The organism is Oleiagrimonas sp. (genome assembly GCF_027858935.1).
Lineage (GTDB): Bacteria > Pseudomonadota > Gammaproteobacteria > Xanthomonadales > Rhodanobacteraceae > Oleiagrimonas.
In genome coordinates this window covers 1-22,367 of record NZ_JAQIBU010000237.1, presented here as the reverse complement: position 1 = coordinate 22,367, position 22,367 = coordinate 1, and the positions used below count along the sequence as shown (strand labels likewise).

The window sequence follows — 22,367 nt, the reverse complement described above, 5'->3', positions numbered from 1 at the left end:
CGTCAAACGGGCACCTTTATGCATGTTCATCCGGGGCTCCTGAAGGGTTGGTCGGTTCGCACCTCCAGTCTTTCGGGTTTGCCTCGGATGAACAACCTACTGAGAGATCACACCTAGCCCTTCCTTCAAGCGGACCCGCCTGCGGCAAGCCGATTAAGTCAAACGTTAGGCGACAAGAACAGCTTGCAAATATCTCGCGGCGCGGCGCTATGCTGTTCGTCGTGCAGATTTAGGAGGTGAGATGGAAACTTTTGTTCTGGTGCATGGGGCATGGGGAGGTTCGTTTGGTTTCAGGCACGTGCGGCGGCGCCTCCAGAAAGCTGGCCACGAGGTGTTTACACCCTCATTAACTGGAATTGGAGAGCGCGTTCATTTGGCTAGCCCCCAAATCACGCTCAGCACTCATATTCAGGATGTTGTAAATCAAATCCTTTACGAAGATTTGAGCGAGATCGTTTTGCTTGGTTACTCCTATGGTGGGGCAGTCGTTACTGGCAGCCTGGAGCACGTCGCAGATCGCGTCTCACATTTGGTTTATTTGGATGCGTTTGTGCCATCGGACGGCGACAGCGTACTTTCGCTGGTCGGAATGCCGCGGTCACCTCTGCAGATTGGTAGTCAGCATTTTCTTCCTCCTACGCCGCGAGAATTTGACGATCCGAGTGAGGGTCAGTTTCAAAATCTGCGTCGTGTACCCCAGCCAATGGCAACTGCACTAGAACCGGTGAGGCTTTCTCAGCCACTGGAGTCATTTGGGTTTCGTCGAACTTACATTCGCGCCACGCAGGGTGATCCATCTGAAATCGGCAACGCGCATTTTGCGACAGCAGCGGCCCGCGCTCGAGAGTCCGAGGCGTGGAGTTTCCATGAGATCGAGACCAACCACATGATTTTGAGCAACAGGCCAGATGAACTCGCAAATTTGTTGCTGGAAATTGCTTGAAATTCTTGCGGGATTGTCGCATAACAAATCATTGCAGTGGACGCTTGACCCGCCACCCATTTTTGCTTTCTCAAAAACTGGCGTCGCCTCAAACGCTGCTGAATTAAGGCGTTAGGCAAGGAGCAGAGCATGGACGCAAAACAGGTAGACCGACTTGCCGAACAGATTCTTCGTGACAGCCATTCAACAAGCCAGCATCGCGCGCGAGTGGTGGCACACATAGCCAGCGGCCTGCGGCGACTCTACACCGGTGCAGTAACACTGGTAGGTGCCGACTTTGGGTTCTATTGGTCGCAGCGTTTGTTCCACGATACGCTCACCCACATGGTATTGGCTGTCGTATGCGGCTTGGTAGCGGCAGTTTCGTGGCCTCAGTTACCTCTTCCGCCTAACAACTCATCCAAGCGAACGCGCTGACGCGCGCCGTTTAACTCCAACGTTAGAGGTCATAAAATGCAAGGTTCAGGCAGTTCGCGAAGTTATGACGGCTCAACAAAGCTTGCTGCACTTTTGTTCGTGATGACTGGCGTTCTGTTTATCGCTGTCTACATCTCCAGATCGCCGAAGAGCGCATACGGGCTCATCATGGGCATCGGCTATCTTCTTTTCGCTCCTTATTTTTGGGTGCGCACATTGGCTCACGAGCTAGAGACACGCCAGAGAGGACAACTCATTATCGGGGCTACCAAAATCATGGGCTACTCAGGTCTTGGTTGTTTCGTTGCTGGAGTCGCGATGCAAATGGGTTGGCTGTAACCTCGAACCGTTCATTTGCGACGGATGGCTATACCAGCGCTCAATTCCAGCGTTAGTCGGCAGTCGGCCTTTGCCTACAAAGACAGTCGATGGCGTGGTGAATCCCATGGCCCATTGCAGTAACAAGCATGCTCCTGGCTCCAGCTCCACGAGCACTGCGTCCTCGACAGCACGACTCTGCGCGTACGCTGCATAAGAAGAATTCAGTCCATGGCCATTGTTTTTCCCCTTATCGCCATTTTTCTCGCCTTGATTGCCGTTTTCGTCTCTCGGCCAAAGCCTCGTGACCTTTCCTCTTTGCCTACGCCATCGCCTGCTGTTCAAGCGTTGATCCATTCAGGCAAAAAGGTTGCGGCCATTCGTGCATACCGCAAGCAAGTTGGAGCATCGCTGCTCGAAGCCAGCCGGGTTATTGAGCACTATGCCGACTGACAAGGCATTCATGACGACCCGGCTTCCCGGGTCGTCTTGATTGAGGCGTCAGGTAACGATCGCAATTAGCTTCGCCGGGTGAAACGAATGAGCGCAGGACATGGATCCTCGTCGCTGGAAAGCGTGTCTGTGACCGGTGTTATTGCCGCAAGCCCGGCCACAGCCTGACCAGCGGTCGTGGGCAGCCGCACGCGGGGGTCCCTGCCTTGCGGACATTGGTTTACATCCACATTCATCCTGGTTGTAGGATTTGGCTTGACGTTGGCGTTCCATGGTTTCTGTTCCTTGGGCCGCGCATGGGGCGATCCCCGTTCAACGCCGTCGGTGAACGTGCTCCAGAATCAAGAAGAGAACCCGGCAGGATCCTTTTCCGCTCAGGGGAGCATCACAATGGCCCTTACCGTCATAGGCGCAGGCATCGGTCGCACCGGCACCTACTCGCTGAAACTCGCCATCCATCAACTGTGGCTGGGACCCTGCCACCACATGGAGGAAGTCCTCAAGAACATGCCCACCCAGGTGCCGCTGTGGTCGGCGGCCGTGGCGGGGCATCCCGACTGGGAGCGCCTGTACGACGGCTATGTGAGTGCGGTGGATTGGCCCACGGCCTGTTTCTTCCGCGAATTGCACACGGCGTATCCCGACGCCAAGTTCATCCTGACGCAGCGCAGCCCCGAAAGCTGGGCGGACAGCTTTTCCTCGACGATCTACAAGCTGCTCGGCGAAAGAGCCGAAGGCCCGCCCGAGATGAAGGAGTGGCTTGAAATGTCGTCCGGCGTCATTGCCCGTACGGGGTTCCCTGAGGGTCTTGACCGCGATGGCCTCATCCAGTCCTTTGAAGCCCACCTGGAAGCGGTCAAGCAAACCATTCCGGCCCAGCAGCTGCTTGTCTACGAGGTCAAGCAAGGGTGGGGACCGCTGTGCGCATTCCTGGACAAACCGGTTCCTTCCGAGCCGTTTCCGCGCACCAATGACCGCGAGGAATTCTGGGACCGCGTCGCGGGAAAGATTTGACGCTTCGACATGCCTGGCCGTTGTCCGGACACGCCCATGGCCAAGGTCATGCGCGTCGATCGCACGGAGGGCCTGCGCGCAGCCCGTTTTCCTGTCGGTCGCGCCGGCCGCACGGTGTTGCTGAAGGTCCGGCGTTCCCCATGGCCCCAGCTGGATGTCGGCCTTTTTGGCGTATGCTGGATCGCGTCGCCCTGGCGGTAACATCGGGCAAGGGATTCCATCAGGCAGCAAACACATGAGACACCGCGAAAGTCATCGTACGCATCGAACCGGTTGGTTGCGTGCGTCCGTCCTGGGTGCCAACGACGGCATCGTCTCCACCGCCAGCCTGCTGCTGGGGGTCGCCGCTTCCGGTGCCGCAACCCCGGCGATACTCGTGGCGGGGGTCGCCGGTCTGGTGGCGGGCGCCATGTCCATGGCCGCGGGCGAATACGTCTCCGTACGGTCCCAGGCCGATACCGAGCGCGCGGATCTGCTGCGCGAGAAACAAGAGTTGGTCGAAAAACCGGTCCAGGAACACGCGGAACTGAAATCCATCTATGTCGGGCGTGGCCTCGACGAGGATCTGGCCGGCCGCGTCGCCACGCAGCTGATGGCGCACGACTCGCTGGGCGCCCATGCACGGGACGAGCTGGGCATATCCGACACCCTGGCTGCAAAACCCGTACAGGCCGCATTCGCATCAGCGGGAACCTTTGCCCTGGGCGCTGCATTGCCCCTGGTGATGGTTTACCTGCTTCCCGCCTTTATGCTGATGTGGGGCCTGGCCGCAAGCAGTCTTGTCTTCCTGGCTGTACTGGGCTTTCTGGCGGCACGGGCGGGCGGTTCCCCCGTGCTGGTCTCGGTGGTCCGGGTCACCTTCTGGGGCGCCCTGGCCATGGCGTTGACCGCCGGGGTGGGCACGTTGTTCGGGGTGGCCGTCTGATCGCGCCCTGGCCATGCCGTGCCCGGGCGAGTGCTTTGCGCCTGGGCTGGATCGTGCCTGAAAACCCGGGCTTTCACCTTCCTCTTGCCGACCCCGCCTCCACACGCGCCCGGGACCATACCCACAAGGGATTTCGCCATGCATGAAACCATCCTTGCGTTCTGGTTCCAGGAGATCGATACATCGATGTGGTGGACCAAGAGCGCCGACTTCGACGCCCGTATCGATGATCGTTTTGGCGACGTGCTGGACAAAGCCGCTGCCGGAGAATGGTTTACCTGGCGTCAGACGCCAAGGGGCCGGCTGGCGGAAGTGATCGTGCTGGACCAGTTTTCGCGCAACATCCACCGCGACACCCCGCTGGCTTTTGCACGCGACCCGATGGCCCTGGTCCTGGCGCAGGAGGCTGTCGCCGCCGGCACGGGCGATGCGCTGAGCGCCATCGAGCGCAATTTCCTGTACATGCCCTTCATGCACAGCGAGTCGCGTGCCATCCATGCCTGGGCGGCACCGCTGTTCCGCGACAACGGGCTGGAAAAGATGAATGACTATGCCGTGCGGCACAAGGCCATCATCGACCGCTTCGGTCGCTACCCGCACCGCAACACGATCCTGGGGCGTCCTTCCACAGCGGAGGAAACCGCGTTTCTGGAACAACCGGGTTCGAGCTTCTAGCGGGGTTGCCGCCGGCGGTCATTGACTGCCTTGGCGTGTTCGGCTGCGCTCAATATTCGGACAGGGATGACCTGTGGCCCTTGAGAGTCCTTGGCCGATGCGGGATAACAGTCCTTTGGATTGTTGCTATTTCAGGGGTTGTCTCGTGAAACGCTCTCGTGCGCTCGTCCTGCTTGTCCTCGCTCTTGTCGCTGCAGCTGCACAGGCTGCAGTGAACCCTTCCCTGTTCCAGGACCTGCACTGGCGGCTGATCGGCCCGTTCCGCGGTGGCCGCGTGCTGACGGTGACCGGCGTGCCTGGCGACAGCCGGCATTTCTGGTTTGGCGCGGTGGACGGTGGCGTCTGGGCCACCAACGATGCCGGTCGCACCTGGAAACCGATCTTCGACAGCCAGCCCGTGGGCTCGATCGGCGCGATGGCCGTGTCGCCTTCGAACCCCAAGGTGATCTACGTGGGCACCGGCGAAGCCGACATGCGCTCGGACATCGCCCACGGCAACGGCATGTACAAGAGCAGCGATGGTGGCAAGACCTGGGCGCACATCGGGCTGGCCGATACCCGCCAGATCGGCAAGGTGCTGGTGGACCCGAAAAACCCGAACGTGGTGTTCGTGGCCGCGCTGGGCCATGCCTACGGCCCCAACGCCGAACGCGGCGTGTTCCGCAGCACCGACGGCGGTGCGCACTGGAGCAAGGTGCTGTACAAGAACGTCAACACCGGCGCCATCGACCTGGCCTTCAAGCCGGGCGACCCGAACACGATCTACGCAGCGCTGTGGCAGACCCGGCGTCCGCCATGGAGCGTGTATCCGCCCTCCAACGGCCCCGGCAGTGGCCTGTACGTGTCGCATGATGGCGGCAGTCATTGGCAGGCCATCACCGGCCACGGCTTTCCGGCGCATCCGGGACGCATCGGCATCGCGGTCGCGCGCAGCCAGCCGGATCGCGTGTACGCCATCGTCGACGGTCCGGACAAGGAAGGAGGGCTGTACCGCTCCGATGACGGCGGTGCCCAGTGGACGCAGGTCAGTCACGACCAACGCATCTGGAAACGCGGCTGGTATTTCAGCCGCATCACGGTCGATCCGAAAAACGCCGACCGCATCTATGCCATGAACACCATCGTGCTGCGCTCGGACGACGGCGGAAAGCATTTCATTGCGCTCAAGGGCGACCCCACCGGCGACGACTTCCACCAGATGTGGATTGACCCGACCCATCCGGACCACCAGATGCTGGGCGTGGACCAGGGCGCACTGATCACGCTCAACGGCGGCAAGACCTGGTCGAGCTGGTACAACCAGCCGACCGCGCAGATCTACCACGTCAGTACCGACAACCAGTTCCCGTACTGGGTGTACGGCGCCCAGCAGGACTCCGGTGCGGTGGCACTGCCCAGCCGCACGAGCACCTCCGACGGCATCACCATGGAGCAGTTCCACGAGATGTCCGTCGGTGGCGAGAGCGACATGATCGCGCCGGATCCTGACCATCCGGACATCGTGTACGGCGGACGGGTGAAGAAACTCGATCGCGATACCGGGCAGACCCGCGAGATCGACCCCACCCTGGCCTATCCCGATGCGCACTATCGCGCCGCATGGACGCTGCCGCTGAAGTTTTCCAGAAAGGGCCGCAAGACGCTGTACTTTGCCAACCAGCGCCTGTTCAAGACCACCGACGGTGGCGATCACTGGACGCCGATCAGTCCGGACCTGACGCGCAAGGATGCCGGCATTCCGGCCAACCTGGACCCGGTCACGGCCGCCGATGACAACCACGTCAGTCATCGCAAGGGCGTGATCTACACCATTTCACCGTCCCCGCTGCAGGCGGGCACGCTGTGGGTCGGCACCAACGACGGCCTGGTCTGGCGCACGACCGACGGCGGCACGCACTGGACCGATGTCACCCCCAAGGCGCTGACAGCATGGTCGAAGGTGGCCGGCATCGAGCCCTCGCACTTTGCCGCCGGCACCGCGTTCCTGGCCATCGACCGCCACCGCCTCGATGACGACCGTCCCTACCTGTACCGCACCACCGATGGCGGCCGGCACTGGACGTCCATCACCGCCGGGATCCCCGACAACGCCTTCGTCAACGTGGTGCGCGAGGACCCGAAGCACCCGGGCCTGCTGTATGCAGGCACCGAGCGCGGCATGTTTGTGTCCTTCGACGATGGCACGCACTGGCAGTCGCTGCAGCAGAACCTGCCCATGACCTCGGTGCGCGACATCGACGTGCACGGCAACGACCTGGTGATCGCCACCCACGGACGCGGCTTCTGGATCATGGACGATGTGACCGCGCTGCGGCAGATGCACGGCGCGTCCACGGACAAGGCCCTTTTGTTCAAGCCGGCCGTGGCCTACCGCGTGCGCCCGGCCGGCTTCACCGGCACCCCGATGCCCGCCGAGGAACCCAAGGCGGCCAACCCGCCGGACGGCGCCTACATCGACTACGTGGTGCCATCCGGAGTCCACGGTCCGGTCACGCTGACCGTGCGTGATGCGCAGGGGCACTTGGTGCGCCGCTTCAGCAGCGCCGAAAAGGTGGCCAAGCCGGACCCGGCCACGCTGGACTATGCGCCGCAATGGGTGACAACGCCTTCGCTGCTGAGCAAACGCCCCGGCATGCATCGCTTCGTCTGGAACCTGCGCTATCCGCGCCCGGGCAAACACGCCGCGGACAAGCCGCAAAAGAACGGCGTCTGGGCGCCGCCGGGACATTATTCCGTGGCGTTGTCCGTGGCCGGACATCACTTGCGCCAGCCGCTCACGCTCAAGCCCGATCCGCGGGTCAAGGTCACGGTGGCCGCCATGCGCCGTGAGTTCGACCTCGCGCGCAAGGTCGAGTCCGCCCAGGTGCGTGCCGCCCAGGCCCTGAAGCGCGCCGGCACCCTGGTCCATGCACTGGATGATCGTCAGACGCAGCTGGCCGGGAATGCACCGCTGCGCCGCCATGTCGTCGCTCTGCGTGATCGCATGCTGACGGTCTCCGGCGTGCAACTGCACGTGGACCCGCGCAACTCCATGGGGACGCCGCCCAAGCGCACCGACAGCCTGCGCGCGCTGACCGAAGACCTGGCCAAACTGGAACGCGCCGTGGACGGTGCCGACGCCGACCCCAGTGTCGACAGCCGCACAGCCTACGCCAAGCTCACGCAGTCGTTGCAGGCCACGCTGCAGGCATGGCGTCCCCTGGCGGGCGCTGGGCTGCGCAAGGTCAACGCACAACTGAAGTCGGCAGGCCAGGCTTCCGTGAGCACCCACTGAAATCCGGGCGCACGCGCCCCGTAGGGGTGGCGTGCGCCGTGGATGAAACGCACTGTTTCCCCAGGCCTGTCCATACGCTGCGCCGCAGGCGTTATGCTGCGCCCGGCGAACGGCAAAGTCCGTGTTGCATCACGAGGCAGACCATCATGATCGAACTCAGGCGCAGTATCGAACGCGGCTATGCCGACCACGGCTGGCTGAAGTCCTTCCACACGTTCTCCTTTGCCGGGTATCACGATCCGGCGCACATGGGCTTGGGTCCGCTGCGGGTGATCAATGAGGACCGCGTGGCAGCGGGCAAGGGTTTCGCAACCCACGGCCACCGCGACATGGAGATTCTCAGCTACGTGCTGGATGGCGCGCTGGCGCACGAGGACGACATGGGCAACGGCTCGGTGATCCGTCCGGGCGACGTGCAGCGCATGAGCGCAGGCACCGGCGTTCGGCACTCGGAGTACAACCATGCCGCCGACCAGGTGACCCATTTCCTGCAGATCTGGATCCTTCCCGATCGTACGGGTCTCGAGCCCGGTTACGAGCAGAAGCATTTCGACCCGGCATCACGCCGCGGCCACTTGCGCCTGATCGCATCGGCGGACGGTCGCGACGGGTCGCTGGTGGTGCATCAGGATGCGCGCGTCTACTCCGGTCTGTTCGATTCGCATGAAACGGCAACGCTGGGCCTGGACAAGGGCCGGTTGGGTTACGTGCATGTGGCGCGCGGACAGATCGCGATCAACGGCCAGTTGCTGCAGGCGGGCGACGCAGTCCAGCTGCAGAACGAGGATACGATAACGCTCGATCATGCGATGCAGTCCGAGGTACTGGTGTTCGACCTGCCCCGTTGAACGCCGGGCTACATGCGGATGACGCCCTTGATGCTGCAACCGCTCAAATGGCTGCGGGCTTGCGCAGCGCCGCTCGCATCACCGGCCGCCCGGCGCATTTCGGCCACCGTCTCCCAGTTGCGAGCGCAAAGGCTGCCCACACGCGGGCCCTGCGTCCATGAGCTGCGGGCCAGCTGCTCGGCTTTGGCGTAGTGATGCAAGCGCACGGCCAGCTCCGCGCGCGCCTGTAGAAGCTCGGGCGCGTGGGGCGAGATCGCAAGCGCCTTGTCCAGGGTCTGGGCGGCCTGCGCATACTGTCCCGCGGCGCGTTGCGCATGCGCCTGGTCGAGCAGATGCTGGAGCGACGAATCGCGCAAGGGCAAGACACTGACAGCCGAATGCACCTGCTGCCCGGCAGCATCGATGGCGGAAAGCATTTCGCCAGCCGATGGCGGCGGGACCGGTTTCGGCGGTGTTGCAGTGACGCAGGCCTCGAGCAGCATGGCCACGGCGAAAACCCACAACAAACGGATGCGCATCATGCTCATGGTCCGGAGGATGCACTGGCTGGACCGGCCTGCTGGCCGCCGAACACGCCACGCAGATGTTGCCAGAAGCAACCATCGTGTTCGCTCGGCAGATTCCCGGCGATGAACGGCATGCGTCGCGCGTCCGGACATTGTGGATCGGTGGTGTGGCCGGTCTTCGGGTTGATCCACGCGTACTGCAGGGTCCCACTGCTGTCGTCCACATGCAGCGGGCGGGTGGGCAGGTTCTGGAACAGGTTTTCCCAGACCTTCAGCGCGCCGGACGAGCCCCACAGGCCGGTACTCTTGTTGTCATCACGGCCCACCCAGACCACGGCCAGGCGGTCGCCGGTGAAACCGGCAAACCAGCTGTCGCGCTGCATGTCGCTGGTACCGGTCTTGCCCGCCGCGTGCATCCAGCCCAGACCGCCGTCGGTGATCGAGTGCGCGGTGCCGCGCACGGCGACCTGCTGCATAGCGTAGGTGACCAGTTGCACGGCGGCATGGTATTCGCCCCGCCCCGGTTTCACCTCGTAGCGCTTGATGGTCTTGCCGTGCTTGTCCAGCACCCCGCGCACCGACAGCAGCGGCAAGGCATGCCCGCCCGAGGCCAGGTATTCGTAAAGGTGCGCCACCTGGACGGGGGAAAGGTCCACCGCACCCAGCAGCAGCGATGGGTTGGTGTTGATACCTTGCAGTCCGAATGAATGCAGCAGGTCCACCACGTTGCCCACGCCAATCTGTAGTCCCAGGTGCACCGTCGCCAGGTTCCAGGAATTGACCAGCGCATCCACCAGCAGCACCTTGCCGTGAGCGATGTGGTCATCGTTTTGCGGTGACCACATCTTGCCGTTGGGCTGGCGGTAATTGACCGGCGTGTCGTCCAGCATCGTGGCCAGCGAGAACAGTCGCGGCTGCGCCAGCGCTTCCAGATAGACGAAGGGCTTGATCACCGAACCCACCGGGCGCTGTGCATGCAGCGCACGGTTGAACCCCGGCTGTCCCGGATCACGACCGCCGACCATCGCCAACACTCGGCCGTTGTCCGCATTGGTCACCACCGCCGCAGCCTGCAGGTTCTTGCCATGCTTGCCCATGCCATCGAGCGTATGGGTCACGGCCTGCTCGGCATAGATCTGCGCGGCCGGATCCAGTGTGGTGAAAATGGACAAGCCATCCTTGCGCAGGGTCTGGTCGTCAAAGTCGCTGGTGATCTGCGCACGCACCAGCTCCATGAAGGCCGGGAAGCGGTCGCGTGCCAGTTGCGGTACCGGGACCACTCCCAGCGGCTGGCCCTGAGCATACTTGCGCACCTTATCGTTGATCAGGCCGGTCTGATAGAACTCGTCCAGGACCCGGTTGCGCCGCGCCAGCGCGCGCTTCGGGTAGCGACGCGGATCGTAGTAGCTGGGCCCGCGCACCAGGCCAATCAGCAAGGCGATCTCGCGCGGCCTCAGGTTCTGCAGGCGGCGACCGAAATAGAACTCGCTGGCCGCTGCGAAACCATGCACGGCCTGACTGCCGCGCTGGCCCAGGAAGACCTCGTTGACGTACGCCTGCAGGATACGGCCCTTGCTGTAGTGCGCCTCGATCAGCATCGAAAGCAGCGCCTCGTTGGCCTTGCGTACGAGAGTCTGGTTGCGATCCAGGAACAGGTTTCGCACCAGCTGCTGGGTCAACGTGGACCCGCCCTGCACCACATGCCCCGCGCGCAGGTTGGCCCACATGGCCCGCGCGATGGCGCTCAGATCGATCCCGAAGTGATGCTTGAAGTCGCGGTCCTCGACGGCCTGCAGGCCGGTCAACAACAAGGTCGGCACCTGCTTGAGGTCGACCAGGCGCCGCTCTTCCTGCTGCGCGCCATACAGCGTGGCGATGCGTGCCGGGTCCAGGTGCGTCTTCTTCACCGGTTGGCCATTGTCGGCGCGGGTGAGTGCGGTGATCTGGTCCTGGCCCAGGGTGACCCGTATCCGCAGCGGCAGTTCGCCGCCCTCGGGACCGGCATAGCCACGCGAAGCGATCACGAAGTGGTCCCCACCGCCGGTCCAGGTTCCCGGTACGCGGCCCTCTGCGTCATGCCGATAACCGGCAAACTTCAACTCCAGCTTCAGTGCATCGGGTTTCATCGGCTCGCCGACCAGCATCGGCAAGGGCCGCGCGAACACGCGCGTGGGCACTGAAAACACCAGATCGTTGAATCGCGCCTGCACACGCGTATTCAGGATCAGCGTATACGGCAGCACAAAACCCAGCCCGAAACCCAGGCCGAGCCAGAACGGCACGCGCAGCCAGGACCACAGGCGGCGCATGGTAGAACGGTGATGGTGGCGATCAGTCAAGGTCGAATCAAGGTCCGGAGCAAGGTCTATGGTGCCGTGAGTACTGGGGTCTGCGCCAGCCCGGATCCGGGTGCGGTTCAGAGTTCATCTGCCGCGCCGCGGAACCTCGACCCAGTTTGCCCCTACAATGCCGCATCGGCAGCATGATGGAAGGGCAATGAGCGGGCACGACAAGGGCCGAATTGGGGCCCAGTCGCTGGTTTGGCGACTGCGGCGTTTGCGCTACACCCTGCAGCGGGTGACCCTGAGCCTTGGCCAGCGTGGCTGGCGCGGTACCGCCTGTCGCATCGCCCAGGAATTTCGTCGTCGCCCGGCGCGCGATGCCAGCCTGCAGGTCGCCCCGGTCGAGGCCGATACCCGCCCGTTCGCGCTGCCCGTGGCCGCGCATTCGCCGCGCGTGACGGTGGTGATCCCGGTGCATGGCCAGCGCGACCTCACCCTGACCTGCCTGCGTTCGATCACCCGGCACGGAGCACGGGCAAGCTTCGAGGTGATCGTGGTCGACGACGCCTCGCCCGACGGCACGGCCGCGGTGCTGGAACACATCGAGGGCCTGAGGCTGGTTCGCCACGCGCGCAACACCGGATTCGTCCAAAGCTGCAACGATGGCGCCGAAGCGGCACGCGGTGAAGTGCTGCTGTTCCTCAACAACGACACCCAGGTCACGCCAGACTGGATGGACGCGATGCTTGCGTGCCTGGACCAGGAACCACGCTGCGGCATCGTCGGCAGTCGATTGGTGTATCCGGATGGTCGCCTGCAGGAGGCCGGCGGCCTGGTTCATGCCGATGGCCTGTGCAGCAACATTGGGCGCTTCGAGGATCGTCACGACCCGCGCTACCGATTCCGCCGCGAGGTCGACTACGTGTCCGGTGCTTCGCTGATGATTCGGCGAGATCTTTTTCGCCGGGTGGGCGGCTTCGCAGCCGACTACGCGCCGGCCTACTACGAGGATACGGACCTCGCCTTTGCGGTGCGTGCCGCCGGCTACCGGGTCATGTACGAGCCGGGCAGTCTGGTGGTGCATTTTGAGGGTGCGACTGCGGGAACCGATCCCGAGCAGGGCATGAAGCGCCACCAGCGAACGAACCGGGAGCGCTTTGTCGCGCGCAATGCCGATGCGCTGGCGATGCAAACGGCATCGGGAACACCGATCGAGGATGCCCTGCGTCAGCATGTCCGGGGACGCATTCTGGTGATCGATGCCCAGGTGCCGGACCCGTCGCGCGATTCCGGATCGCTGCGCCTGTGCGCCCTGTTCGAAATCCTGCACGCCATCGGCTGGCAGGTACTGCTGGCACCCGATGATGCCCGGGCCGAGGATGCCCGTATCGACGCACTGGGTGCGCTGGGCGTGCATGTGCTGTGTCGACCCTGGACGCGCGAAGCATCCACCTGGCTGCGCCGCCACGGCAAGACGCTGGACGCGGTGATGCTGTGCCGCGCAGGCATCGCCCAGACCTGGATGCCGATGGTACGTGCGCACGCCCCGCGGGCGCGCGTGCTGTTCGATACCGTGGATCTGCATTTTCTGCGTGAGGATCGGGCGGCAAGACTGTCCGGACGCGCCGTCATGCAGCGGCAAGCTGAAGCCTCCCGCCGCCGCGAACTGGCCCTGGTGCGCGCCAGCGACATCACGCTGGTGGTCAGTCCCGTGGAACGCGAGCTGCTGCAGCGCGAGGTCCCCGGTGCACGCGTGGAACAGGTATCCAACGTGCATCCCGTGCATGGTCGTCGCGGCGATTTCGCCGATCGACGCGACCTCGTGTTTCTGGGCGGCTTCGGGCATCCACCCAATGCCGACGCGGTGCGCTGGATGGCACGCGAGATCCTGCCCCTGCTGGCGGATCAGGAGCCCCCCCTGCACCTGCATGTACTGGGGGATGTGCCGATGGAGGCACGGCGCGAACTGGAAAGCCCCATGATCACCCTGCACGGGCGTGTCGAGAACCTGGCGCCGTTCATGGGCCACTGCCGCGTTTCGGTCGCACCCCTGCGCTTTGGCGCGGGCGTGAAAGGCAAGGTGAACATGGCCATGAGCCATGGCCTGCCGGTGGTGGCCACGTCGTTGGCCGCGGAAGGCATGCACCTGGAGGATGAGCGCGACGTCCTGATGGCCGATGGGGCAGCGGATTTCGCTGCCGCCGTGCTGCGCCTTTACCATGATCCCGAACTGTGGCTGCGACTGTCCGACGGCGGGCTGGAAAACGTGCGACGGCATTTCTCTGCGCAAGCCGCTGCTGCCACACTGCGCGCGATCCTCGATTGAAGCGCGCCGCTACCCGGCCGCGCACGAACCGAATAGGTGAGCCCGATGCGACGTATCCGCCTGCATGTCGACCTGCCCCTCGCGAAAGGGGCCACACTGGACCTGCCCATGGCAGCCGCCGAACATGCGATCCGCGTGCTGCGCCTGCGCGAGGGGGATGCCGTGACGCTGTTCAACGGCGACGGGCACGATTACCAGGGGCATCTGGACACCTGTAATCGCACCAGGGCACGCGTATTTCTGGAGTCCGTCGCCGCCGTGGACCGGGAATCGCAGCTGCCGCTGGTGCTGGCCCAGGCCATCGCCCGTGGCGAAAAAATGGACTGGGTGGTGCAAAAGGCGACCGAGCTTGGAGTCATGGGTATCGTGCCGCTGAACAGCGAACGCAGCGAAGTGCGGCTGGACGCCCGGCGAGCGGATAAACGCCACAAGCATTGGCAAGCCGTGGCGATCAGCGCCTGCGAACAGAGCGGGCGTGCCTGCGTGCCGTGGATCGACCCGCCGCGCAATCTTGCGGACTGGCTGGATTCGCTCGGGGAGATGTCGCAACTGCGCCTTGCGCTGCTGCCCGATGCCCAGATGCGGGTGCGGGACCTGTCCCCAAGCACGTCCGGCGCGATCCTTGCCATCGGCCCCGAAGGCGGCTGGGGCGATCGCGACCTGGCCGCGCTGCATGCGGCGAAATTCACGGGTCTGAATCTGGGGCCACGTGTCCTGCGCACCGAAACCGCCGGACCTGCCGCACTGGCGGCACTGCAGGCCCTGCACGGGGACCTTTGAGGTCGCCGCAGATCCTCAGGCCGCCGCGAGCACCTCGGAAACGCGCGCCTCGATGAGGGCAAGGTCCGGGATATAGGCCTGATCGTCGCGCACCATGACTTGTGCGCTGATGCCCTCGGGCAACGCCTCCTCGGAGGCGTCGGGCACGACCACATCCGGACTGAGCGCGGTAAGACGCGGAAAACCTTGCGTGAGCATGGCAATGAAGGGCATCCGTGGATTGCCGCCCAGGGCCTTGATGATGGCTACACGCGAGTGCAGCTCACCTTCGGTCTGCTCCCAGCCCACCATGCCTGGAAATGACACCAGCGGCACATGCCAGCCACGCCAGCTGACCCGGCCCAGCAGCCAGGCCGGTGCGTTTTCGACCGGCTCCGGGTTGGACATGGTGATGACCTCGCTGACGCTGGCGTTGGGCAGCAGCAGACGGCCGCCGGTCACGGTAATCAGGACGCCGCGTATTTCCTGGGGCAACGCTTCGTTCATGAAAATTCCTTGAGCAATTCAGCGGCCAGCATCTGGGGCGTGCCGGTGAACTGTGCCAGTTGCTCTTCACATAGCAACGAAACCATGGTGTTTTCGGTGCAATCGGCAGGATCCAGTACCCAGACGCGACCACCGCAGTCGCGGACGGCTTGTGCACCTGCCAGGGCGTCAATGGCGTCTCCGGCCAATACCATGGCCAGCGCGTTTTCGCGCAACTCGTGGGCCACCAGCGTCATGGTCAGGTCGATGGATGGATTGGACAAGGACGGATCAGCGGCGTCCAGAAGCTGGACCTTGCCCTTAAGGCTGACTGCTGCCTGCTTGCCCGCTGGCACCAGCAGCAGCACGCCATGTCGAATCCTTCCGTCATTTTTCGCCACGCCCACCGATACATGCGGGCTGACCTGATCCAGCTCGTCCGCAAGGGCTTTCAGATCACCGCCCTGCTGGTGCACTACACCGAGCATGGCGGCAGCGGGCTTTTGGGTCAGCGCCGACAGTAAATCCCGCAATCCGGTTAGGGCTTCCTCGCCCTTGCCCGCGCCGATCACGACTGCACGTTCGATACCCGCGCCTTCTCCCAGGTCCATTGTGTATACCGCAAGCCCCTCTTCCATCATCTTCGGACTCAGCGCCTGCTCGAGGGGTTCCAGTTCCAGACTGTTCGTGGGCTCTGGAAACGCCTCGGAAGAATCGGCTTGCGGGGACAGGAATTCGGCAGCAGACATCTTTTCGATGCCAAAGTCCGATGGATCCGCTGTGTCTGCGGCATCGTCCGATCCGTTTCCGGGCGTGCCTGCCACACCGAATTCATCGAAATCCACCAGGCTCCAGTCCGGAGCCTGCGGGGCTTCCACCCGGGTCTCGACAGGCGCCGGCGACCGATCCTCGTCCCCGTCGATGTCGACCAGGCTGAACGCGTCACCGTCAGGGACTCTGGTCTCCGGCATTTGGTCCGTGCTGAGCGCGGAGTTCGACTCGGTGACGTCAGCCTGGGCTGGATCGTCGATCACTTCTGCCGAGGGTCCTGCGCTGTCAAACTGAAGGTCCTTCAGCTCCGGGATATCCTCGAAGTCGAGCAAATCGTCCTGCGTGTCGAAGGCTTTCGTGTCTTGCGCCGCGATCGAGAAATCGGCGCTCATGTCGAATTCCGTCGCGTCCGCTGCATCGGAGTCCGGAGCATCACCCAGGCCTTCGTCGAGCATGCGCAAGGCTTCCTCGAATGCACGGTCGTCGTTTCCCGTTGCAAGGTCGGCCTGCTTGTGACTGTCGTCCATGAAATCGCTGGTCGGATCCGCATGCATATCCAGGAAAAGTCCCGAATCCTCGTCGACCTCCGGTTCATCCACATTATCGTGCACAGATTCATCTTCTGGACGCGGATCCATGGAAGCTTCGGAAGTGTCGGTTGCCGGCAATCCCGTCTCGCCCAACTCGATATCGAAGGCCCCGAGTCTTGACCTGCCCGACACGACAGGCTCCTCCTCATGCGGAGCCAGCAGGTCGCTATCCTCGGACAGCAAGGCCTCCAGCTCTGCGGTCAGGTCGGCACTGTCCTCCTCGGACAGCCCTTCGCCGTCCTTCCCGGCGCCCGGATCATTGGCATCCCAGCTCAACCGTGTCTCATGGGCAGGCGTGGATTCGGGCAATTCGGCATCCGGGAGCAGAAGCTCCGTCGGACCGCTTTCGACGGGACGGGCGGCCTCGGGACGCGGCGGATCGACGTCGTGGGCATCGATCAGCTTGGCGGCCAGGTGTCGTGCCCAGCGCGCCAGATCCCATCCGGACAAGCCGCTGGAAACCTCGGCGTCATTGAAGATGATGCGCTGTGTATCCTCGTCGACTATTTCATACAGTGCGTCCAGATGGCTTTCGGCCGTGGCGTCCAGATTCACCACCACGATGTCGGCGCCATTGCCGGACAGGTCGTCGCGCGTGGCCCGGGCCGCGGGCCCCTCGAACACGATTCGCGCGCCTGTTTCAAGCAGGGCCTTGCGCAAGTGAGCGCCCAGTTCGGCATCTTCGAACAGCAGCGCGACAGCTGGTGTGCCGTGGGTGTGGCCGGTTTCTTCCATGTCAGCGCTCAACGACGTGCGTCCTCTAGAAGCTCACGGATCTGCGCGATGAGATCGGCTTCCTGATACGGCTTGCCCAGGTAGCGCTCGACACCGATGTCCAGGGCCCGTTGTCGATGCTTCTCACCGGTTCGCGAGGTGATCATGATGATCGGAACGTGCTGGAGCCGAGCGTCGTTCTTCATGTAGTTGGCCAGCTCGTAGCCATCCATGCGCGGCATCTCGATGTCCAGCAGCATGAGGTCAGGTACGCGTTCCTGCAGCTTTTCCACCGCATCCATACCGTCTTTTGCCGTGGTGACTTCGTAGTCGTGACGTTCCAGGATGCGCCCGCTGACCTTGCGCATGGTGATGGAATCATCCACCACCATCACCAGCGGATGCTCGCGAATTTCGGCCTGGGCGGTCACCACTTCTACAGGATCCAGCATCTCGCTGGTCTCGGCATGCTGCTTGAGCGCCACGCCGTTGCGCACCAGCGGGGCCAGGTCGAGGATCAAGACCACCGATCCATCACCCATGATCGTGGCGCCGAAGATTCCGGGGACGGAACTGATTTGTGGACCGACCGACTTGACCACGACTTCACGTGAACCAATCACGCTGTCGATACGAACAGCCGCGCGCAGGTCGCCACTTCGCGCAAGCAGCAGCGGCGGCTGGGCTTCTTCGGCAAGGCGTCCTGCCGGCACATCCAGCAGCTGGGCCAGATCGTGAATTCCGTATTCCTCGCCTGCATAGGTGAAGATCGGGTTCTCCTCGGCGAGTCGACGCTTGAGTTCCTCGCGACTGATGCGCGCCACGCCCTGAACCGAAGTCATGGGCAGCGCGAACACCAGCTCACCGAGCTTGACCATGATGGCCTGCGTCACCGCCAGGGTGAAGGGCAGGCGGATGTTGAATGTGGTGCCTTGGCCCGGTTCGGAATCGATGGACAGTGTACCACCCATCTGCTTGATTTCATTGGCAACCACATCCATTCCGACGCCACGGCCAGCCAATTGCGTGACCGACTGCGCGGTGGAAAATCCGCTTTCCAGGATGAATCCGAACAGGTCCCGATCGGATAGCTTGGCATCCTCGCGCATCAGGCCGCGCTCGATGGCCTTGGCCCGGATGGCATCACGATCGATACCCGCACCGTCGTCACGCACGTGGATCAGTACTTCGGTGGCGTCACGACTGACGTCGATCGATACCGTGCCTTCGGGCGGCTTGCCGGCTTTCTCGCGTTCTTCGGAAGATTCGATGCCGTGCGCCAGGGCGTTGCGCATCATGTGTTCGAAGGGCGCCTTCATGCGCTCGAGCAGGTTGCGGTCCATTTCGCCGTGGGCGCCATGCACCCGCAACTGTGCACGTTTGCCGACATCGCTGGAGGCCTGTCGCAAGGTACGACGCAAGGTCGGCACCATGGAATCGAACGGCACCATGCGCGTGCGCATCAGCCCTTCCTGCAGTTCGGAACTGACCCGTGACTGCTGCAGAAGCAGCTTTTCGGACTGGCGGGTGATGTCCTCGAGCATGCTCTGCAGCGAGACCAGATCCGAGACCGACTCGGCCAGGGCGCGGGAATATTGCTGCAGTTGCGAGAAACGATCCAGTTCCAGCGGATCGAACGTGGCCTGCCCCGCTTCCTCGTTTTCGCGCTGGTAACGCGCGATGATCTGCGCCTCGGTCTCGATCTCCAGCTTGCGCAACTGATCGCGCAGTCGCGCCACTGTCTGCTCGAACTCGGTCAGATTGTAGCGATAGCTTCCGACCTGCTGTTCAAGGCGCGAACGATAGATCGATACCTCGCCGGCATAGTTGACCAGGGCATCCAGCAGGTCGGCTCGCACACGGATCATTTCCTGTGGAGCGCGACCTGCGTCTTCTTCGTCCTGCAAGGCAACGTCGTGCGCCGGCGCAGCGTCTGGCGCCGGCGACACGTCCTGCGAGGACGAGACTTCGACAGTGGCTTCCGGCTTGCCTTCCAGGCCGGGCTTCTGCCCCCGGGCCAGCGCTTCGAAGTAATGAATGGCGTTGACCGGCAATGCCACAGCCTGATTGTTCGCTACCCGCTGCAGCAGTCCGAGCAGACGATCAAAGCCAAGCTCGAGCGACTCCACGGTGAGCACGTCGATGCCGACATGACCCGAGTCCACGGACTCGAGCAGTGTCTCCATGGCATGGCCCAGTCCGCCGATCTCCTCCAGGCTGGCCATGCGTGCACCACCCTTCAGGGTATGCAGGTCGCGCTTGAGATCGACCACGTATTCACGTGCCTGGGGCGCCTCCCGCAAGTGCGCCATGATGGTATCGGAATGATCGAGGATGTCCCGGCCTTCCTCGATGAAGATGTCCAGCAGGTCGGCATCCAGATCGGGCTTGTCGAGCTTGCCGTCCGGCTGCGGATCGTCCGGAAACTGGAAGTCCTCCGGCAACGATCCCAGTCCGGAGCGGGCCATTTCCGGCGGCGCCACGGGTTGCTCCGCTTGCACGGGCTCCTGGACTGGAGCTTCAGGTGTCTCCGGGTACGAGGCAGACCCGTCCATGCTTTGGACGTCGGCCTCAGCGTTGGCGTTGTCCGAAACAGTGCTTTCCTGCTCCGTTGCGTCCTCCTCCGCGGTTGGGGCGGCGTGCATCGTATCTTGCTCGACCGTCTCCGAAACCGTTTCAGATTCAACATCATCGGCGGGCAGCTGATCCAGCGTTTCCGGTGATGCATCGCTGCCCTGCGGCAGATCGTCGTCGCCGGCCACGTGATCCGAATCTGCATCCGCCTGCGTGACCCACTGATCGCCTGCCTCGGTGTCCGCCGCGGAAGATTCGCCACTGTCGCCATAGAACACATGTGCCAGATGGGGCTCGGCCAGGGAATCGCGCAAGGCTTCCAGGCGCTGCACCAAGGCGGAGCAATCGGGAAGTTGTGCGTGCGGTTGGTTGAACTGGGTCGCCACCTCTTCGGTCACCTGCACCGCTTCGGCAAGCGCGGCCTTGCCATCGGCAGGCATCGGCGTCTCGCCGGCACGCAAGCGCTTGAGATAGCCTTCCAGCGGCGAGAGCACTTCGGCCAGAACCGGCACTTCCACCATGGCAATGGCGCCATGCAGGGTATGCACCGCACGCAGTACCGGCTCATCGATGTCCAGATCGCCTTCGCCCGAGGCTTCCAGCGCCGCCTGAATCACGCTCAGGTGCTGGCTGATCTCGCTGCTGAGTATCTCCAGCAGCACCGGATCCATGTGCGGAATCGCGGGCAGCTGGATCGCCTCGTCCGACGCCTCCTGCTCGCCTTGCGCCTGCGGAATCTCGACGTCGGCCAGGGTCGAGCTCGGGATGTCCTCGACTTCGGTTTGCACGCGGGGCACACGCCGCTTGACGACCTTGCGCACGCGCTCGCTGCTGGGTTGGAGCTCAGCCTCGATGTCCGGACGTTCGCCGGCCACCAGGCGATCGGCCAGATCCATGATCTTTGACAATGGCGCATCCGGCACGGCATTGCCGCGCAACGCGGAGAGCAGTTGGGGCAAAGCGCTTACGGCGTGCATCATCAAGCCGAACACGGCGGCGTCCGGCTTGATGGTGCTGTCCAGCACCCGGTTGAGCAGGTTCTCGATCTTCCAGCAGAACTCACCCAGCACCGCGGCGCCTACCAGGCGCCCGGAACCCTTGAGGGTGTGGAATGCGCGACGGATGGGGGTCAGGCGCTCGCTGTCGTCGGGCTTTGCCTTCCAGGCATCAAGCTTGTCCTGAAGTCCCGTGATCTCCTCCTCGACTTCTTCCAGGAAAACCTCACGGATTTCCTCGTCGAGCTCGTCCGTGGTGCCCTGGAATCCTGCTTCAGCGGCCAGCGGGTCGGACACGGTCTGCTCGACCTCGATCTCTTCCTCGATCTCGACCCAGTCCTCGCCCTGCGGAGTGGTGGTCTTTTCAGTATCCGCCAGATTCAATCCCGACAGATCCTCGCCTGCGGGCGCTTGCTGATCTTCTTCGCCGACCACGAGATCATGCAGATCCTCGCCCGGCGCAACGCTTACGGTCTCGTCCAGTTCACCCAGGTCTTCCGGCAACGCATCTGCAACATCCTGCGTTGCCGAAGACGCGAACGCTGCGGAGTCGGCTTCTGGCGTGGCTTTGGGCACAGCTTCCGGCTCTTGTTCCAGCTCGGGAGCACGCGAAGGCGGAACCGGCCAGTACCCGAGGTCGCGCAAGGCATCCTCCGCCACTTCGAGGATGTGTTCCAGCCCGCCACGTCGATCGCGCGCAGCCTCCAGATAATATTCCAGCGATGCCAGCGCATCGGCCAATTTGTCCATCTGTTCGGTGGTCGGGATGCGCTTGTCGATCACCAGTTCGTTATCGATGAAGCGTCCCACGCCATCCAGCAATTCGCCCGGCCGCGACTCGTCCAGCATGCGCATGGCGCCGGCGATTTCGCTGATCAGATACGGCGTGCCCTCAAGATACACATGGTCCCATGGCGACTCCATGAAGGCGACGATCGAATCCTTGACCTTGGCCAGGTTTTCGATCGACTCCTTCAGCAAGGTGCTCAGGACCTGGCGTGCCTCGCTACGCGGCAATGCCGTTTGCGGCCCCCTGCCGTCGGCATCATCTTCACTGTCCTCGTCGTTCCATTGCGAGCCGTCGGCAGCTTTCTCGGAACCCAGGCTCTGGATATGGTCGTCGAGTGAAGCCTCGACGTAGAGCAGTGCACCGGCCACATCCAGCAGCGTCTCTTCATCGGCTTGACGAACGCCGCTGGCGATGTCCTGGATGATGTTGCGCTGTTCACCCACCACCCGGCGGGGCACGTTCAGTCCCAGCATGCCCAGCGTATCGGCCACCCGATCCAGCTGCTCCGCCTGGCTGGCGAATTCGGACGGATCGCCGCCCTGCTTGCGCAGATAGAAATCCAGCGAATCCTTGACCCGCAGCAAGTCCTCCTTGATGGCCAGGGAAACGGTATCCAGCAGGACCCGGTTGTGGCCGGTCATGGAGCTTTGCGCCCGCTCCACTTCGCCCGCGTCGGGCAAAAGGTGGGTCAGCCCGTAGGTATGGCC

General features: G+C 63.3%; 14 protein-coding genes. 9 read left to right on the top strand and 5 right to left on the bottom strand.

What is annotated here, in order from left to right; all coding sequences use genetic code 11:
* Positions 1-241: 241 nt before the first annotated feature.
* The 7 genes from PF446_RS08765 (at position 242) to PF446_RS08735 (ending at position 8,867) form a co-directional block, all read left to right on the top strand.
* Positions 242-943 carry an alpha/beta hydrolase gene (locus tag PF446_RS08765; protein ID WP_298071053.1) on the top strand — a complete coding sequence of 234 codons (702 nt, stop codon included), beginning with the start codon at positions 242-244 and terminating at the stop codon, positions 941-943.
* Between the two features lie 966 nt (positions 944-1,909).
* Complete coding sequence (locus tag PF446_RS08760; RefSeq protein WP_298071052.1) at positions 1,910-2,131, top strand: hypothetical protein; 222 nt, start codon at positions 1,910-1,912, stop codon at positions 2,129-2,131.
* A gap of 285 nt (positions 2,132-2,416) precedes the next feature.
* Positions 2,417-3,145: a sulfotransferase family protein gene (locus tag PF446_RS08755; RefSeq protein WP_298071051.1), complete on the top strand. Its 729-nt coding sequence runs from the start codon at positions 2,417-2,419 to the stop codon at positions 3,143-3,145.
* A 235-nt stretch (positions 3,146-3,380) separates the two neighbouring features.
* Positions 3,381-4,070 carry a VIT family protein gene (locus PF446_RS08750; protein WP_298071050.1) on the top strand — a complete coding sequence of 230 codons (690 nt, stop codon included), beginning with the start codon at positions 3,381-3,383 and terminating at the stop codon, positions 4,068-4,070.
* A 138-nt stretch (positions 4,071-4,208) separates the two neighbouring features.
* Positions 4,209-4,745, top strand: a complete 537-nt coding sequence (locus tag PF446_RS08745) for a DUF924 family protein (protein WP_298071049.1) — start codon at positions 4,209-4,211, stop codon at positions 4,743-4,745.
* A gap of 145 nt (positions 4,746-4,890) precedes the next feature.
* Entirely contained in the window at positions 4,891-8,019 is a 3,129-nt protein-coding gene (locus PF446_RS08740) for a hypothetical protein (RefSeq protein WP_298071048.1), read from the top strand.
* Between the two features lie 146 nt (positions 8,020-8,165).
* Positions 8,166-8,867, top strand: a complete 702-nt coding sequence (locus PF446_RS08735) for a pirin family protein (RefSeq protein WP_298071047.1) — start codon at positions 8,166-8,168, stop codon at positions 8,865-8,867.
* 8 nt (positions 8,868-8,875) lie between these two features.
* Here PF446_RS08735 and PF446_RS08730 read toward each other — a convergent pair whose 3' ends face one another.
* Together PF446_RS08730 and mrcB are read right to left on the bottom strand one after the other, a co-directional pair.
* Positions 8,876-9,388 (bottom strand): tetratricopeptide repeat protein, encoded by a 513-nt coding sequence (locus PF446_RS08730; RefSeq protein WP_298071046.1) that lies wholly within the window; start codon positions 9,386-9,388, stop codon positions 8,876-8,878.
* Between the two features lie 2 nt (positions 9,389-9,390).
* Complete coding sequence (gene mrcB / locus PF446_RS08725; RefSeq protein ID WP_298071045.1) at positions 9,391-11,682, bottom strand: penicillin-binding protein 1B; 2,292 nt, start codon at positions 11,680-11,682, stop codon at positions 9,391-9,393.
* 187 nt (positions 11,683-11,869) lie between these two features.
* Between mrcB and PF446_RS08720 the strand changes: the two genes are divergently transcribed.
* Together PF446_RS08720 and PF446_RS08715 are read left to right on the top strand one after the other, a co-directional pair.
* Positions 11,870-13,981, top strand: a complete 2,112-nt coding sequence (locus tag PF446_RS08720; protein WP_298071044.1) for a glycosyltransferase — start codon at positions 11,870-11,872, stop codon at positions 13,979-13,981.
* Positions 13,982-14,026: 45 nt separating this feature from the next.
* Positions 14,027-14,761 carry a 16S rRNA (uracil(1498)-N(3))-methyltransferase gene (locus PF446_RS08715; protein WP_298071043.1) on the top strand — a complete coding sequence of 245 codons (735 nt, stop codon included), beginning with the start codon at positions 14,027-14,029 and terminating at the stop codon, positions 14,759-14,761.
* Between the two features lie 15 nt (positions 14,762-14,776).
* On the opposite strand, the gene PF446_RS08710 is transcribed toward PF446_RS08715, so the two are convergent.
* Genes PF446_RS08710 through PF446_RS08700 form a run of 3 tightly spaced genes read right to left on the bottom strand, consistent with a single transcriptional unit; the run spans position 14,777 to position 22,301 of the window.
* On the bottom strand, positions 14,777-15,247 hold the full coding sequence (locus tag PF446_RS08710; RefSeq protein ID WP_298071042.1) for a chemotaxis protein CheW: 471 nt from the start codon (positions 15,245-15,247) through the stop codon (positions 14,777-14,779).
* Positions 15,244-17,334, bottom strand: a complete 2,091-nt coding sequence (locus PF446_RS08705; RefSeq protein WP_298071041.1) for a chemotaxis protein CheB — start codon at positions 17,332-17,334, stop codon at positions 15,244-15,246. Before PF446_RS08705 ends, PF446_RS08710 begins: the two co-directional genes overlap by 4 nt.
* The gene (locus PF446_RS08700) at positions 17,331-22,301 is read right to left on the bottom strand and encodes an Hpt domain-containing protein (RefSeq protein WP_298071040.1); all 4,971 of its coding nucleotides are present in this window, start codon (positions 22,299-22,301) and stop codon (positions 17,331-17,333) included. The genes PF446_RS08705 and PF446_RS08700 overlap by 4 nt, the downstream gene beginning before the upstream one ends.
* Positions 22,302-22,367 lie beyond the last annotated feature (66 nt).

What these genes read in the sequence shown, in the direction of transcription:
- PF446_RS08765 (WP_298071053.1), top strand. Translation starts at nt 242, where the DNA reads ATGGAAACTTTTGTTCTGGTGCATGGGGCATGGGGAGGTTCGTTTGGT.
- PF446_RS08760 (WP_298071052.1), top strand. Translation starts at nt 1,910, where the DNA reads ATGGCCATTGTTTTTCCCCTTATCGCCATTTTTCTCGCCTTGATTGCC.
- PF446_RS08750 (WP_298071050.1), top strand. Translation starts at nt 3,381, where the DNA reads ATGAGACACCGCGAAAGTCATCGTACGCATCGAACCGGTTGGTTGCGT.
- PF446_RS08745 (WP_298071049.1), top strand. Translation starts at nt 4,209, where the DNA reads ATGCATGAAACCATCCTTGCGTTCTGGTTCCAGGAGATCGATACATCG.
- PF446_RS08735 (WP_298071047.1), top strand. Translation starts at nt 8,166, where the DNA reads ATGATCGAACTCAGGCGCAGTATCGAACGCGGCTATGCCGACCACGGC.
- PF446_RS08730 (WP_298071046.1), bottom strand. Translation starts at nt 9,388, where the DNA reads ATGATGCGCATCCGTTTGTTGTGGGTTTTCGCCGTGGCCATGCTGCTC.
- mrcB (WP_298071045.1), bottom strand. Translation starts at nt 11,682, where the DNA reads ATGCGCCGCCTGTGGTCCTGGCTGCGCGTGCCGTTCTGGCTCGGCCTG.
- PF446_RS08720 (WP_298071044.1), top strand. Translation starts at nt 11,870, where the DNA reads ATGAGCGGGCACGACAAGGGCCGAATTGGGGCCCAGTCGCTGGTTTGG.
- PF446_RS08715 (WP_298071043.1), top strand. Translation starts at nt 14,027, where the DNA reads ATGCGACGTATCCGCCTGCATGTCGACCTGCCCCTCGCGAAAGGGGCC.
- PF446_RS08710 (WP_298071042.1), bottom strand. Translation starts at nt 15,247, where the DNA reads ATGAACGAAGCGTTGCCCCAGGAAATACGCGGCGTCCTGATTACCGTG.
- PF446_RS08700 (WP_298071040.1), bottom strand. Translation starts at nt 22,301, where the DNA reads ATGACCGGCCACAACCGGGTCCTGCTGGATACCGTTTCCCTGGCCATC.